This is a genomic window from Curtobacterium sp. LFS084 (assembly GCF_047977705.1).
Taxonomy (GTDB): domain Bacteria; phylum Actinomycetota; class Actinomycetes; order Actinomycetales; family Microbacteriaceae; genus Curtobacterium.
Genome location: NZ_JBFPFM010000001.1, coordinates 104836 through 119133, shown reverse-complemented (window position 1 = coordinate 119133; position 14298 = coordinate 104836). Strand labels below are relative to the sequence as shown.

Annotated in this window: 16 protein-coding genes; 7 read left to right on the top strand and 9 right to left on the bottom strand. The window is 71.2% G+C overall.

From position 1 onward, the window contains the following. Positions 1 to 22: 22 nt before the first annotated feature. Positions 23 to 2041: a glycogen debranching protein GlgX gene (gene glgX / locus ACNQOV_RS00590; protein ID WP_416392936.1), complete on the top strand. Its 2019-nt coding sequence runs from the start codon at positions 23 to 25 to the stop codon at positions 2039 to 2041. A 145-nt stretch (positions 2042 to 2186) separates the two neighbouring features. Here the strand turns inward: glgX and ACNQOV_RS00585 are convergent, their stop codons facing one another. The 4 genes from ACNQOV_RS00585 to ACNQOV_RS00570 all read right to left on the bottom strand — a co-directional run bounded on the left by ACNQOV_RS00585 (position 2187) and on the right by ACNQOV_RS00570 (position 5754). Beyond that, positions 2187 to 2591: a PIN domain-containing protein gene (locus ACNQOV_RS00585; RefSeq protein ID WP_416392935.1), complete on the bottom strand. Its 405-nt coding sequence runs from the start codon at positions 2589 to 2591 to the stop codon at positions 2187 to 2189. Continuing rightward, complete coding sequence (locus ACNQOV_RS00580; RefSeq protein WP_402265997.1) at positions 2588 to 2818, bottom strand: type II toxin-antitoxin system VapB family antitoxin; 231 nt, start codon at positions 2816 to 2818, stop codon at positions 2588 to 2590. The genes ACNQOV_RS00585 and ACNQOV_RS00580 overlap by 4 nt, the downstream gene beginning before the upstream one ends. Positions 2819 to 2921: 103 nt before the next feature. After that, positions 2922 to 4307 (bottom strand): NAD-dependent succinate-semialdehyde dehydrogenase, encoded by a 1386-nt coding sequence (locus tag ACNQOV_RS00575; protein ID WP_416392934.1) that lies wholly within the window; start codon positions 4305 to 4307, stop codon positions 2922 to 2924. A 34-nt stretch (positions 4308 to 4341) separates the two neighbouring features. Next, the gene (locus ACNQOV_RS00570; protein WP_416392933.1) at positions 4342 to 5754 is read right to left on the bottom strand and encodes an APC family permease; all 1413 of its coding nucleotides are present in this window, start codon (positions 5752 to 5754) and stop codon (positions 4342 to 4344) included. Between the two features lie 330 nt (positions 5755 to 6084). On the opposite strand from ACNQOV_RS00570, the gene ACNQOV_RS00565 reads away from it, so the two are divergent. Beyond that, positions 6085 to 7215 (top strand): alpha/beta hydrolase, encoded by a 1131-nt coding sequence (locus ACNQOV_RS00565; protein WP_416392932.1) that lies wholly within the window; start codon positions 6085 to 6087, stop codon positions 7213 to 7215. A gap of 21 nt (positions 7216 to 7236) precedes the next feature. Here ACNQOV_RS00565 and ACNQOV_RS00560 read toward each other — a convergent pair whose 3' ends face one another. Genes ACNQOV_RS00560 through ACNQOV_RS00550 form a run of 3 tightly spaced genes read right to left on the bottom strand, consistent with a single transcriptional unit; the run spans position 7237 to position 9653 of the window. After that, positions 7237 to 7554, bottom strand: coding sequence for a helix-turn-helix domain-containing protein (locus ACNQOV_RS00560; protein WP_022908430.1), 318 nt, complete (start codon positions 7552 to 7554; stop codon positions 7237 to 7239). 48 nt (positions 7555 to 7602) lie between these two features. Next, positions 7603 to 8622 carry an agmatine deiminase family protein gene (locus tag ACNQOV_RS00555; RefSeq protein ID WP_416392931.1) on the bottom strand — a complete coding sequence of 340 codons (1020 nt, stop codon included), beginning with the start codon at positions 8620 to 8622 and terminating at the stop codon, positions 7603 to 7605. After that, positions 8619 to 9653: a nitrilase-related carbon-nitrogen hydrolase gene (locus ACNQOV_RS00550; RefSeq protein ID WP_416392930.1), complete on the bottom strand. Its 1035-nt coding sequence runs from the start codon at positions 9651 to 9653 to the stop codon at positions 8619 to 8621. The genes ACNQOV_RS00555 and ACNQOV_RS00550 overlap by 4 nt, the downstream gene beginning before the upstream one ends. A gap of 58 nt (positions 9654 to 9711) precedes the next feature. Here ACNQOV_RS00550 and ACNQOV_RS00545 point away from each other — a divergent pair, with 58 nt between their 5' ends. From ACNQOV_RS00545 to ACNQOV_RS00530, 4 genes are all read left to right on the top strand, one after another. Next, positions 9712 to 10152, top strand: a complete 441-nt coding sequence (locus tag ACNQOV_RS00545; protein WP_416392929.1) for a VOC family protein — start codon at positions 9712 to 9714, stop codon at positions 10150 to 10152. 70 nt (positions 10153 to 10222) lie between these two features. After that, positions 10223 to 10435 (top strand): PLDc N-terminal domain-containing protein, encoded by a 213-nt coding sequence (locus ACNQOV_RS00540; RefSeq protein WP_022908434.1) that lies wholly within the window; start codon positions 10223 to 10225, stop codon positions 10433 to 10435. Continuing rightward, entirely contained in the window at positions 10432 to 10782 is a 351-nt protein-coding gene (locus tag ACNQOV_RS00535; RefSeq protein WP_022908435.1) for a hypothetical protein, read from the top strand. Before ACNQOV_RS00540 ends, ACNQOV_RS00535 begins: the two co-directional genes overlap by 4 nt. 100 nt (positions 10783 to 10882) lie before the next feature. Further along, positions 10883 to 11701: an SDR family oxidoreductase gene (locus tag ACNQOV_RS00530; protein ID WP_416392928.1), complete on the top strand. Its 819-nt coding sequence runs from the start codon at positions 10883 to 10885 to the stop codon at positions 11699 to 11701. A 12-nt stretch (positions 11702 to 11713) separates the two neighbouring features. Here ACNQOV_RS00530 and ACNQOV_RS00525 read toward each other — a convergent pair whose 3' ends face one another. Further along, on the bottom strand, positions 11714 to 12556 hold the full coding sequence (locus ACNQOV_RS00525) for a helix-turn-helix transcriptional regulator (RefSeq protein WP_416392927.1): 843 nt from the start codon (positions 12554 to 12556) through the stop codon (positions 11714 to 11716). A 127-nt stretch (positions 12557 to 12683) separates the two neighbouring features. On the opposite strand from ACNQOV_RS00525, the gene ACNQOV_RS00520 reads away from it, so the two are divergent. Continuing rightward, on the top strand, positions 12684 to 13616 hold the full coding sequence (locus ACNQOV_RS00520; protein WP_416392926.1) for an SDR family oxidoreductase: 933 nt from the start codon (positions 12684 to 12686) through the stop codon (positions 13614 to 13616). Here the strand turns inward: ACNQOV_RS00520 and ACNQOV_RS00515 are convergent. Continuing rightward, complete coding sequence (locus ACNQOV_RS00515) at positions 13609 to 14265, bottom strand: DUF1345 domain-containing protein (protein WP_031263233.1); 657 nt, start codon at positions 14263 to 14265, stop codon at positions 13609 to 13611. The genes ACNQOV_RS00520 and ACNQOV_RS00515 overlap by 8 nt on opposite strands. Positions 14266 to 14298: the final 33 nt, after the last annotated feature.

Below are 14298 nucleotides of genomic sequence, written 5' to 3'. Positions count from 1 at the left end.
GGCCGTTCTGTAGAAGGACGACATGACCACTTCCTCCCGCACGCCGCTCGGCGTGACGCTCGTCGACGGCGGCGCGAACGTCGCGCTCTTCTCCAGCAGCGCCGAGCGCGTCGAGTTCTGCCGGTTCGACGAGGACGGCACCGAGCACCGCACCGAACTCCGTCACCGCACGGGCTACACCTTCCACGACGTCGTCCCGGACGTCACCGTCGGCACCCGTTACGGCTTCCGCGTGCACGGCGCCTGGGACCCGGCGAAGGGCCTCCGCCACAACCCGGCGAAGCTCCTGCTCGACCCCTACGCCACCGCCGTCGACGGCACCTACGAGTGGGGCCAGGCGCTCTTCGGTCACGACATGGACGACCCGGAGCGGATCGACGAGACCGACTCGGCCCCCGCGATGCCGAAGTCCGTGGTCGCCGACCGCGACTTCGACTGGGGCGACGACACGCGACCCGGCACGACGCTGGCCGACACGGTCTTCTACGAGGTCCACGTCAAGGGCTTCACGAAGCAGCACCCGGACGTGCCCGAGGAGATCCGCGGCACCTACGCCGGACTCGCGCACCCGGCGGCGATCCAGCACCTGACGGACCTCGGCATCACCGCGGTCGAGCTCCTCCCGACGCACCAGTTCGTGCAGGACTCCACGCTCGAGGACAAGGGGCTGCGGAACTACTGGGGCTACAACAGCATCGGGTTCTTCGCGCCGCACGACGAGTACTCGTCCTCGGGCACCGCGGGGCAGCAGGTCGCCGAGTTCAAGGCGATGGTCAAGGCCCTGCACGCCGCGGGCCTCGAGGTCATCATGGACGTCGTCTACAACCACACCGCCGAGGGCAACCACATGGGCCCGACGCTGTCGTTCAAGGGCATCGACAACGAGTCGTACTACCGGCTGGTCGAGGGTGACGAGGCGAACTACTTCGACACGACCGGCACCGGCAACAGCCTGAACGTGTCGCACCCGGCGGCGCTCGGGCTCATCACCGACTCGCTCCGCTACTGGGTCGAGGAGATGCACGTCGACGGCTTCCGCTTCGACCTCGCCACGACGCTGACCCGCCAGGACGGCGAGGCGGAGAAGCACTCGGCGTTCCTCGACATCATCCACCAGGACCCGGTGCTCCGCGAGGTGAAGATGATCGCCGAGCCGTGGGACACCGCGGGCTACCAGGTCGGTGGCTTCCCGGCCGACTGGTCGGAGTGGAACGGCAAGTACCGCGACGACCTGCGCGCGTTCTGGCGCGGCGACGCGGGCACCCTGGGCGACGCCGTCCAGCGGGTCCTCGGCAGCCCGGACGTCTACGAGGGCTCCCGGCGATCCCCGCTGTGCTCGGTCGACTTCGTGACCGCCCACGACGGTTTCACCCTCGCCGACCTCACGATGTACGCCGAGAAGCACAACGAGGCCAACGGCGAGGACAACAACGACGGGGAGAGCGACAACACGTCGTTCAACGGCGGCGTCGAGGGACCGACCGACGACGGCGTGGTGAACGACTACCGCGACCGGCAGCGTCGGAACTTCCTCGGCACGCTGCTGCTCTCGGCCGGCGTGCCGATGATCCTCGGTGGCGACGAGATCGCCCGGTCGCAGGGCGGCAACAACAACGCCTACTGCCAGGACGACGAGATCTCGTGGTTCGACTGGGCGGCGGCCGACCGGGACCTGCTCGCCTTCACGACGGCGGCGATCGCGTTCCGACGCGACCACCCGTCGCTCCGTCCCGAGTGGTACCGCACGGCACCGGGTGACTCCGACTCGACGGTCGACGTCCTCCGCGCCGACGCGCGGGGGTTCGAGGACGCCGACTGGGCGGACGGCGGCAACCGCGCGGTCATGCTCGTGCTGCGGCACGGTGAGGACACTGTGGCGGTGTTGCTGAACGCGTCGGAGACCACCGTCGAGTTCACCCTGCCGGAGAAGCCGGGCGGTGGGCGCTGGTCCCTCGGGCTGTCGAGTGACCCGGACCAGGCGGTCGGCGACGACGCCACGACGGTGGTGCTCCGCGACGCGTCGTTCACGGCGTTGGTCTGATCGCTCGCGCGACCATCTGACGGACGGGAGCGCGCCCCGCTCAGCGGCAACGCGAAGCGTTGCGCGGGGCGCGCCGACCGAGCCTGCGAGGGAGGAGTGCCGGCCCGCACCGCGCCTCCCGTCCACCGTCGGCTCGAGGCCGGTGTCACTGCTCCGGCAGGTACTCGTGCCGGAGATCGGGCACCACTTCCGCGATGTGGTCGTAGTCGTGGTCCGCAGTCAGCACGATGGCGTCGTTCGCGATCGCGTAGGCGGCGATCAGCACATCCACTGCTCCTGCACCTCGGACGTACCCTCCGTTCCACAGCGCAGCCTGGAGGTCGAGCACGTCGACCTCGCTCGGATGTTCCTCAGCAGGGAAGAACACCTCCATGTCGCGCCGGAACGCTGCATGCTCGTCGGCATCGCGCGCGGAGAAGCAGTACTCGAGCACCTGTGGTGGGCAGGTGAGGATGAGGTCCTGCGTCGACACCACGCGGAGTCGCGCCGCGATGGCCGGTCTGCGTGCGGCCTTCCACCACACAGAGTTGTCGACGATGTAGGCGCTCACGCCTCGTCCGAGGGGACTCCCGGCGCGGCGTAGTGCACGACGGGAGCTTCCGTCTGCTCCTCTGTGAAGGTCCGGCCGATGATCCGCTCGACAGCGGCAGGCTGTCGTCGCACAGCGATGAGCGTCTGGAGTGCGCGGTTCACGACATCGCGGTTCGTGCGCGCACCCGTGAGTTCCTTGGCGGTGTCGAGCACTGCCTGGTCGAGATCGATCGTGGTGACGGTCATCGTGTCCTCCGCTCTTCGTCCCTGGAGATGTGACTATACACCCGCTTATATAAGAGCGGCCACAGCGGACCTGTTCGCCGCCCCCGGCGCTCCCGGGTCGTCGTCAGCCGCCGATGCGGATCAGCTTCTTGTTGACGAACTCGTCGGCCCCGAGCGGGCCGAGCTCGCGACCGAAACCGCTCGCCTTGACCCCGCCGAAGGGGAGCTCCGGGCTGTCCGCGCCGACGATGTTCACGTAGACCATCCCCGCCTCGATGCGATCGGCCACGCGCAGCGCCTGCTCCGCATCGGTGGTGAACAGGTACGAGCCGAGGCCGTACGGGGTGTCGTTCGCGATCGTGATGGCGGCGTCCTCGTCCTCGACCCGGTACACGGCGGCGACGGGGCCGAAGAACTCCTCGCGGTAGGCGTCGTTGTCCGGCGTGACCCCGGTGAGCACGGTGGGGGTGAAGGCGTTGCCCTGTCGCTCACCACCGGTCACCACCGTCGCGCCCTGCTCGCGCGCGCTGTCGAGCTGCGCGGCGAGGCGGTCGGCGGCTGCCGGCGAGGACAGCGGACCGAGCTCGGCGCCGGGCGTGGTCGGGTCGGTGGGGGCGACCGCGGCCATCGCGGCGGTGAACTTCGTCAGGAAGTCGTCGTACAGGTGGTCGGCGACCAGGAAGCGCTTCGCGGCGTTGCAGACCTGACCGTTGCCCTCGAGGCGGGTGGCGACGGCGGACTCGACCACGGCGTCGAGGTCGTCGGTCGAGAGCAGGATGAACGGGTCCGACCCACCGAGCTCCAGCACGACCTTGGTGAGGTTGCGGCCGGCGATCTCGGCGACCGCGGCTCCGGCGCGGGCGGATCCGGTCAGCGAGACGCCCTGCACGCGCGGGTCGGCGATGACGTCGGCGACCTGGTCGTTCGTCGCGAAGACGTTGGTGTACGCGCCGACGGGGAAGCCGGCGTCGTGGAAGATCGCCTCGATCGCCAGGGCGGACTCGGGACACTGCGGGGCGTGCTTCAGTAGCACGGTGTTGCCGATGACGAGGTTCGGGCCGGCGAACCGGGCGATCTGGTACGCGGGGAAGTTCCACGGCATGATGCCGAGCAGGACACCGATCGAGGACTTCCGGATGAACGCGCTGCCCTCGCTGCCGTCCGCCAGCACGATCGGCTGGTCGGCGAGGAACTCCTCGGCGTGGTCGGCGTAGTAGTCGTAGATGTCGGCGCAGAAGTCGACCTCGCCCACGGCCTGGTCGATCGGCTTCGCCATCTCGCGGACGATCGTCGCGGCGAGGTCGTCCCGACGCTCCCGGTACAGCTCGGCGACGCGGTGCAGCAGTGCGGCGCGGTCGGCGACGGTGCTCGTGCGGGACCACTCGGCGTGCGTCTGGTCGGCGGTGTCGACGGCCCGACGGAGTTCGTCGTCGGTGATGGTCGGGAACGTGGCGAGGGTGTCGCCGGTGGCCGGGTCGGTGACCGCGTAGACGGTGGCCGTGTCGTTCATCGTGTCTCCTGTGTGGTTCGGGCCGGGCGGTGGTTCAGACCTGGTCGGTCAGCTGCTTGTTGACGCCGGTGACGGGTTGGTTCTCGTCGAACCCCTTCGGCTGGATCCGGAACCCCTTCGTGATCACCAGTAGGTACACGAAGCCGATCGCGGCCCAGACGCCGCCGGCGATGAGGGCGTCGGCGTGCAGCTGAGACCAGAGAACACCGGTCAGCAGCATCGCGACGCCGGGCAGGACGATGAAGGAGAAGCGGTCGCGGGCGGTGCGACGCCGGCCCTGGCGCCAGGCGAAGTGCACGATCACCGTCAGGTTGACGAAGGTGAAGGCGATGAGCGCACCGAAGTTGATGTAGGCCGAGACGGTGTCGAGCGAGAACGTCATCGCCAGGAGCGTGACCGCTCCGACGATCACGACGTTCGGGATGGGCGTCCGGGTGCGCGGGCTGACGTAGCCGAAGACCTTCTTGGGCAGGACGTTGTTGCGGCCCATCACGAGCAGCATGCGGGCGACGCTCGCGTGGGACGCCAGTCCGGAGGCGAGCGCGGCGACGAAACCGGCGCTGACGAGGACGGCCTGGAACACCTTGCCGCCGACGAGCAGCCCGATCTGGGGCAGCGGGTCGTCGGTGAACTCGCCGAACGGGGCGTTGGTCGGGAAGCGGAGCTGGGCGAAGTACGCCGAGACGAGGAAGATCAGGCCGCCGATGAGGACGGTCAGCAGGATCGCCTTCGGCATGATCCGGATGCTCTTCGCCTCCTCCGTGTACATCGTCACCGCGTCGAAGCCGATGAACGAGAAGCACACGACCGTCGCCCCGGTGAGGAGGGCCGACATCGTCACGCCGTCGTGGACGAACGGCTCGGCGCTGACCACGGTGCCGGCTCCGGCGCCCTCGACGAGTTCGATCACGGCGAAGACGACGAAGGCGATCATCGCCAGGATCGCGCCGATGAGCAGCACCATGTTGAGGTTCGAGGTGCCCCGCATCGACAGGCAGATCACCGTCGTCACGAACAGCGTGTAGACGACGACGGTGACCCAGGCGGGCAGCGCGGGGAAGACCTGCTCGAGGTAGAGGCGGATGATCAGCGCGTTGACCATCGGCAGCAGCAGGTAGTCCAGCAGCGACGCCCAGCCGACCATGAAGCCCGCGTTCGGGTGGATCGACTCCCGCACGTAGGTGTACGCCGACCCCGCCGCCGGGTACACGCGGACCATCTTCCCGTAGCTGATCGCCGTCAGCAGCATGATCACGAGCGCGATGAGGTACGCGCTCGGCACGGCACCGTCCGTCTCGCCGGACACGATGCCGAAGGTGTCGAACACCACGGTCGGGGTCATGTACCCGAGCCCGAGGCCGACGATCGCCCACAGCCCGAGGCTCCGCTTCAGGGACCCGCCGCGCGCTGGCCGGGGCGGGGCGGAGACGATCGTGGGTGACGCCATGGGGGAGTTCCCTCCTGCTCGCGGCCGGAGCCGCGGGGGCCGGGGTCCGTGCGACGGTGCGCGGACCGGGTCGGGTGGACCGGTCCGCTGACGATACCGACGCGGTGCCCTGGGCCGGACCCGCCACCGAGTACACCCGTCACCACGCCGCTGTACGCGGTGTCGCTTGCCGTCGCGGGCGTCGGTTCCCTCGCGGCGCGCACCCTGGGACCGGCCGGGAAGACGCTCAGCCAGCAGCCCGGAACCGCCGGGTCCCTCCCGGCGCGACTCCCTACGATCGGCTCCGCGCGACCGGCACCGGGCCGGACGCGAGCCGGACGAGGACGACCGATGACACGGACACCAGGGACCCGCTCCCGCTCGACGGGACTGCTCGCCGCCGGCCTGGTGGTCGGCCTCGCGCTCGGCGCCGCCGGCGGCTGGGGAGCCGCGCACCAGGCCAGCGCCGCACCCGCCGGGCGAGCCGTCGCGGCGGAGCCGACCCGCGCCTCCACGGCCCACGCGACGAGCGTGCCGACCGCGCGTCCCGCCACGCTCGCACCGACCGCCGCGGCCACCGGCGGGATCCCCGCCGCCGAGGCACCGGGCACCACGCCGCAGCCGTCGAGCCTCGACCTCGCGACGACGTGGACCGCGCCCACCGACCTGCCCGCGACGGGGCGACTGCTCCGCGTGACAATCCCGGCCACGCGGTCGCACTTCGCCGCCCGGCAGGCACTGCTCTACCTGCCGCCGGCCGCACTCACGGCCGACCCACCGGCGCTCCCCGTCGACGTGCTGCTGTCCGGGCAGTCCCGCGGAGCCGGTCCCGACGACGTGCAGACCGGTGGGCAGATCGAGCGGACCATGGACGCCCTCGCGACGCTCGACCGCGGACTCGCACCCGTCGTCGTCGTCCCCGACCAGCTCGGCCCGCAGTCGGCGAACCCGATGTGCGTCGACGGGAAGCTCGGCAACAGTCGGACCTACCTCACCCAGGACGTGCCGGCGTGGGTGACGAGCCACCTCCGCGTGCAGACCGCCGCGTCGGCGTGGACCATCGGCGGGTTCTCGCAGGGCGGCACCTGCGCGATCCAGCTCGGCGCCGGCGACCCCGCGCGGTTCGGCAACCTCATCGACGTCTCGGGCGAGGACGGGCCGTCGCTCGGCAGCGTGACGAAGACGATCACCGAGGGCTTCGCCGGGAACCGGGCGGCGTGGGCGGCCGCGCAGCCGGCGGCGCTGCTGCGGGCCGGTGCGCCGTTCCGGGACTCGAACGCGTTCTTCGCCGCCGGGGCCCTCGACACCACCTACGGGCCGGTCATGCCGGTGATGGCCGAGCTTGCCCGGGCCGCGGGCATGCACGTCGCCACCTGGGTGGTGCCGGGTGGCCGGCACAGCTGGGTGACGGCACGGGCGGCGCTCGCCGCGGGGCTGGACTGGCTGCAGCCGCGGGTCGGGCTCGGGGGGCCTACGGCCTGACGTCTCCTGCGCCGCGGGCGCTCACCGGATCCGCTTCCTGAGCAGCATGTCCGCCCGCGCTCGTCCCAGGTCGGTCTGCAACGGGTCGAGCGCCTCGGTGAGCGTGTCGAGCACCCCCAGCGCACGTGCTGTCCGCAGAACGACGTGGAATCCGACCGACGGGTCGCCGTGTTCGAGCTTCCTGAGCGTGGCCCGCGTGATGTCGGCGCGATCGGCGACCTGCTCGGCCGTCAGGCCGAGGATCTTCCGCCACCCCGCGAGGTCCGATCCGATCGCTCGCGCGGAACGCGTGATGGCTGCCGGGAAGGGTTGTGCGAGTCGCGGATCCTGCTCACTCATGGTCACTACAGTACGCATTACGGCGCGTAATGGCTACTGAAGTGATCTTTACTGCACCGCCGGCTGCTGCTGCGTGATGCAGTGCAGCCCGCCGCCCCGGGCGAACACCTCGCGGGCATCGACCGCACGCACCTCGCGCCCCGGGTACACGTCCGCGAGGATCCCTCGCGCCCGGTCGTCCGCCACCGGGTCGCCGAACGCGCACGCGATCACGGCACCGTTCACCACGACGTGGTTGACGTAGTTCCAGTCGACCGGGCCGCCCGCGTCGGTGAGCGTGCTCGGCGCCGGCAGTTCGACGATCGTGGCGTCGGTCGCCTCCTCGAGCGCCCGGCGGACCATCGGCATCACGAGGTGGTCCGGGTGGCCGGCGTCCGGCTGGGCGTGCAGCAGCACGGTGTCCATCCCGGCGCCCGCGAAGGTCGCCACCATGTCGACGTGCCCGCGGGTGCCGAACCCGTCGTAGTCGCGGGTCAGCCCGCGCGGGAGCCAGACCACCTCGGTCGCACCGATCGTCCGCGCCAGCTCGTGCTCCACCCGCGCGCGGTCGGCGTACGGGTTCCGACGGGGATCGAGCTGGACCGTCTCGGTGACGAGGACCCGCCCCGTACCGTCGACGTGGATCGCCCCGCCCTCGTTGACGAGCAGCGAGGGGATCCGTTCCGCGCCGGCCGCCGCGGCCACCGTGGCAGCGACCTCGGCGTCGCGCGTCCACGTCGACCACGGGTTGGCACCCCACCCGTTGAACACCCAGTCGACGGCGCCGAGCGCACCGGTCACGTCGTCGAGCACGAAGGTCGGGCCGATGTCCCGCATCCAGAAGTCGTCGAGGGGTGTCTCGAGCACGTCGATGCCGCCCGACAGCAGCCGGCGGGCGTCGTCGCGCGCGACCGGGTCGACGACCACGGTGACCGCCTGGTGTTCGGCGATCGCGTTCGCGGTCGCCGCCCAGACGCGACGAGCCGCCTCGGCGCTCGCCGGGTCGTCGCCGAGGGTGAGCCCGGGGCGTGGGAACGCCATCCAGGTGCGGTCCTGCGGCGCGGTCTCGGGAGGCATGGCCCACGTCATGCGCGCACCTCGCGTCCGGCGTCGGTCGCCGCCACCGCGATGGCCGCGTCGATCGCGTCGCGTGCGCCGAAGGCGTGGCGCTCCTCGTCGACGGGGTCGACGAGCGTGCCGTACAGGTCGGGTCGCCGGGTGACGTAGAAGGGGAAGAGCCGGAGCCACTCGGTACGGGCCTCGAGGTCGAGGTCGGCGACGAGCACGACGCTCGCGTCCCGGGGTGCCTCGACGAGCACGCGGCCGAACGGGTCGGAGATGAACGAGGACCCGTAGAAGGTGATGTCGCCCTCGTCGCCCCACCGGTTCGGCACGACCATGAACTGCCCGGCGGTGATCCCGTTCGCCACGATCACCTGTCGCCAGATCGGCGCGGTGTCGAAGGCGGGGAACGTCGGCTCGGAGCCGATGGCGGTCGGGTACGCCAGGACCTCGCTGCCGGCGAGGCCGTACGACCGGGCGACCTCGGGGAACCACTCGTCCCAGCAGGTCGGCAGTCCCACTCGGGCACCGAGTCCGGTCGGTTCGTACACGGGGAAGGCATCGGCGTCGGCGCCCGGGCGGAAGTAGGTGTCCTCGTAGTACCCGGCGCTGATCGGGATGTGGGTCTTGCGCGTCCGACCGACGAGCGTGCCGTCCGGGGCCACGAGGACGGCCGTGTTGTAGCCGCGGGGGTCCTCGGGGTGGTCGTCGGCGTCGGGCCGTTCGTACAGGGACGCGTGCACGAACACCCCGTGCTGCGTCGCCCGGTCCCGGGCGAACGCGACGGTCGGGCCGTCCTCCAGCGACTCGGCCGTGTCCTTCGGTGTCCCGCTGGCCGGGGTGTCGCCCGGGTACCGCGAGAGCGTGAGCTCGGGGAGGAACACCGCGGTGGCGCCGTTCGCGGCCGCGGTGGCGATGCCGTCAGCGAGCTGTGCACGGTGCGCCGTCGGGTCGTCGAGCCAGCGCGACTGGACGAGGGCGACGCGCACCCGGCGTCGGGGTCGGCCCGTGTCCTCGTGCAGGGGAGACGGCTGCGGTGTGCCGGTGATGACGTCCATGTCGCCATTGTTGATCGTGCGATCAACGAGCGCAAGCCCCACGGTGTTCTCTTGGTGCATGAGCGAACCCGTCGTCACGCCGCTCGGCTTCTCGCACGTGCGGCTGACGGTCACCGACATCCGACGCAGCAAGGCGTTCTACGAGCAGTTGTTCGGGATGCCTCCCGGGAGCGACTTCAGCGACCAGATCGACGACCCGACGATCCACGACGATCCGTGGCGGACCTACGGCGGATGCTCCTTCACGTTCGGCGGTCAGACGCTCGGCCTCCGTCCGGTCGCGCCCGCGGGGGACCGGTTCGACCCCGACCGGGTCGGCCTCGACCACGTGTCGTTCCGGGTCGCCTCGGTCGACGAGCTGCACGCCGCGGTCGGTCGGCTCGACGCAGCCGGGATCCCGCACGGCGAGGTGACCGACCTGCCGCCGTTCGGGCTCGTGATCCTGTCCGTGCAGGACCCGGACGACGTCAACCTGGAGTTCGCCGCGCCCCGAGGGTGACGGTCGTTCGGCGTGTGTGTCACGCCAAGAGGGGCTGTCCGCGCCGTCGCCGTCCTGGGAGCATCACGGCATGCTCGACAACCTGATGGGGACCGGAGCCTCCCTCTCCCTCGTCGCCTTGCTGGTCGCACTGGTGTGCCTGTGGGTGGCTGCGGTCCGGTCGATCCTCCGTGACCCGGGCCTGTCGAACGAGGGCAAGGTCGGGTGGATGATCGCGGTGTTCGTCGCACCGTTCCTCGGCGTGATCGCCTGGTACGCGACGCGGAGCTGGACCCGATCGTGACCCAGGGCATCCGCCGCCGCGGTGGACGGGCGCTGGGGGTCGCGTTCGTGTTCCTCGTGTTCCTCGAGGTGTTCGCGGCGTTCTCGACGTTCTTCGGGATGCTGATCGGCCAGACGGCGTACGCGTCGTGCACGTCGGACCACACGGTGTGCGCGGACGGCGTCGGGGGGACCGCGCTGATCGCCGTCCCCATCGTGTCGCTCGCGATCGCGATCACCACGTGGACCCTCGGCGCCGAGGGGCCGCCCACGCTCAGGCGGCGCGTGTGGACCCCGGCCGTCGGGCTCGGGTCGATCGTCGTGGTCTTCCTGCTCGGGCTCCTGGCGACCGACCTGTCCATCGGCTGACGTGGTCGCCGCTGTCCGGTCGGCGCGCGCGTCCCCCGGGTGTCGAGGTGGCTCCAGAACTCCCGGCGTTGGCTGGGCCGGTCAGACAACAGGAGGACACATGAGCACGACCTGGTTCATCACCGGCGCGTCCAAGGGCTTCGGCCGCGAGTGGACAGAAGCGGCACTCGAGCGCGGGGACTCCGTCGCCGGGACGGCCCGCAACCTCGAGGACGTGCAGGCGCTCGTCGACCAGTACCCGGACACCTTCCTGGCCGTGCAGCTCGACGTGACCGACCGCGAGGCGGACGTCGCCGCGGTCCAGCGCGCCGCCGACCACTTCGGTTCCCTCGACGTCGTCGTCAACAACGCCGGCTACGGCCACTTCGGCATGGTCGAGGAGCTCACCGAGGACGAGGTGCGCGCGCAGCTCGAGACGAACCTGTTCGGCGCGCTCTGGGTCACCCAGGCGGCGCTGCCGATCATGCGCGAGCAGGGGTCCGGACACATCATCCAGGTGTCGAGCATCGGCGGGATCAGTGCGTTCCCGACGGTCGGGGCGTACCACGCGTCGAAGTGGGCGCTCGAGGGCCTGTCGCAGTCGCTGTCGCAGGAGGTCGCGGGCTTCGGCATCCACGTGACCCTCGTCGAGCCCGGTGGGTTCTCGACCGACTGGTCCGGCCCGTCGTCGAAGCACAGCGAGGAGATCGCGGCGTACGCCGACGTCCGGGAGGCAGCGTCGAAGCGCCCGTCCGCCGCGGACCCCGGGAAGCCCGAGGCCACGCGGTCCGCGATCCTGAAGGTCGTCGACGCCGAGGAGCCGCCGCTGCGGGTCTTCTTCGGCAAGGCGCCGCTCGGCATCGCGGAGCGGGACTACGAGTCGCGTCTGGCGACCTGGCGCGAGTGGCAGCCGGTGGCCGAGGAGGCCCACGGCGCCTGACGGACCGAACGGTCAGGGGTGCCCGACCGCCGAGCTGACGACGGCGAGCAACCGGAGTCGCTCGGCGGTCTCGCTGCCGGGTTCGGCGGTGTACACGAGCAGGTTCTGCGAGCTGTCCGGGTCCTGCAGGACCTGGCACTGCAGGGTGAGCAGCCCGACCTCCGGGTGGCGGTAGGCCTTCACGTCACGTGGGCGGATGCCGACCTCGTGGCGCGCCCAGACCTCGCGGAACTCCTCGCTGATGTCGAGCAGCCGTTCCGCGAGCTGCGCTGCACGGGACGAGGGACCGCGGCGAGCGATGACGGTGCGGAGACCCGAGGCGTACATCCGGGACAGGAAGGGGTGGTCCTCGACCGGGTGGACGTCGCGGGACGCCGGGTCGGCGAACCACCGGTACCCGATGCTCCGGTCGTCGCCCCGTCGGCCGCTGGCGTCGCCGGTGAGTTCGGCGGCGAGGGACGTCTGCTGCAGCGTCTCGCCCAGCTCGGTGACGATCTCGGCCGGACTGTCGGCGAGCCGGTCGAAGATGCGCATCATGCCGGGACTGACGTGGTCGCCGCCGGACGCGGCCGTCGGTGGTTCGTGGCCGGCGAGGCGGAAGAGGTGGTCGCGCTCCGCTATCGTGAGGCGCAGGCCCTGCGCGATCGACGCAAGCATCTGGTCGGAGGGCTGCGGACCGCGCTCCCGTTCCAGCCGCGCGTAGTAGTCGACGGACATGTTGCTCAGCAGCGCCGCCTCCTCGCGCCGCAGCCCGCTCGTGCGACGGCGCTGTCCCCGGGGAAGGCCGACGTCCTCGGGCTGCAGGGCCGTCCGACGGCTCCGGAGGAAGTCCGCGAGGGACGCTCGGTCGATCATGCGCCCATCCTCTCCCGGGGCGTCGACCGCAGCCACGGATCGTCAGGCCGTGGTTGCGTGTGGAGGACGCGGCAACGATCGTCTCGGGTGCCGGATCGGGTGCTCACGACGACGGAAGAGGCGGACCATGGCACGGAACGAACGACTGACCCTCCCGGACCTCGGCGGACGCCGGGTCCTCGTGACCGGAGCGAGCGACGGCATCGGACTCGAGATCGCCGCGCGCTTCGCCGGCGCGGGTGCCGAGGTCGTCGTCCCGGTGCGGAACCGCGAGAAGGGCTCGGCCGCCGTCGACCGGATCACCGCGCGGCACCCGGGAGCCACGGTGGTGCTCGAGGACCTCGACCTGTCCTCGCTCGAGTCGGTCGCGACGATCGGGGAGCGGCTGCGGTCCGACGGCACCCCGATCGACGTCGTCGTGGGGAACGCCGGCGTGATGAACCCACCGGAGCGGCAGACCACCCGGGACGGCTTCGAGCTGCAGTTCGGCACCAATCACCTCGGGCACGTCGCGCTCGTCGGCGGCCTGCTCCCCCTGCTCCGTGCCGCGAACGGCCGCGTCGTGATGCAGTCGAGCGTGGCGGCGCAGCGGGCCTCGATCCGGTGGGACGACCTGCAGTCCGAGCGGGACTACGACGTCGCGCGGGCGTACGGGCAGTCGAAGCTCGCGTGCGCGCTGTTCGCCCTCGAGCTCGGTCGGAGGAGCCGGGCCGGTGGGTGGGGGATCACGAGTGCGGTCAGCCACCCTGGCGTCGCACCGACGAGCCTGCTCGCCGCGCGCCCGGAGATCGGGCGCTCTGGTGACACCGTGGCCGTCCGGCTGATCCGGTGGCTGTCGGCGCGCGGGCTCCTCGTCGGGACACCGGCATCGGCGGCGGAGCCGGCCCTGCTCGCGGCGACCGACGCGGACCTCGACGGCGGGTTCGTCGGTCCGACCGGACTCGGGCAGCTCGGCGGACCGGCGGGCCGACGCACGCCGTGGGCACCCCTGCTCCGCGATGACGACGCCGCTCGCCTCTGGGACGTGTCGGAAATGCTCGTCGGGAGTGCGGTCAGCTGATGATGTTGACGGCGCGCGAGATGACGAGCGCGAGCAGGATGAACCCGCCGATCGACTGGTAGGCCATGATCATCTTCGCCCGGACCGTCAGCGGCATGGTGTCCGTCGGGCTGAACGCCATCATGTTCGTCAGCGCGACGTAGAGGTAGTCGAGGTACACCGGTCGCCAGCCGGCGGACGTCGGATCGGTCTCCTGCGGGAACTGGAAGTCGGCGCGGTCCCTCGTCCACAGGTCCGGCCGCCGTCGGGCCACGGGGCCACCGCGGTCGAGCTCCCAGTACACGAGCCCGAACGCGATGATGCTGCTCACCCAGACCTGCAGCGCCGTGAGCAGCACCGCGCCGCCGTCGGGATGCCCGTGCAGCAGTTCGTCGAGGGTCCGCACGACCGTCAGCTGGTTCGCGACGGTCAGCAGGACCGCGAGACCGGTGGACAGCCATCGCGACCACGTGGTCTCGCGGCTGAGCCGCCGCGGGTTGAACACGATGAGCGGGGTGAGGAGCAGGACCCCGAGGAGCGGGACGACCCAGGACGGGAAGAACAGCACCTCGTCCGGCAGGAACAGGCTGAGCGCGAGGTTCACCAGCACGGCGACGGCGACCGGTGCGCGGTGCTCGTGCTCGGGTGTCGTCCGCGTCGTCGTGCTCACGGTCGCCAGTGTGGCACCGCTGAGGACCGCAGC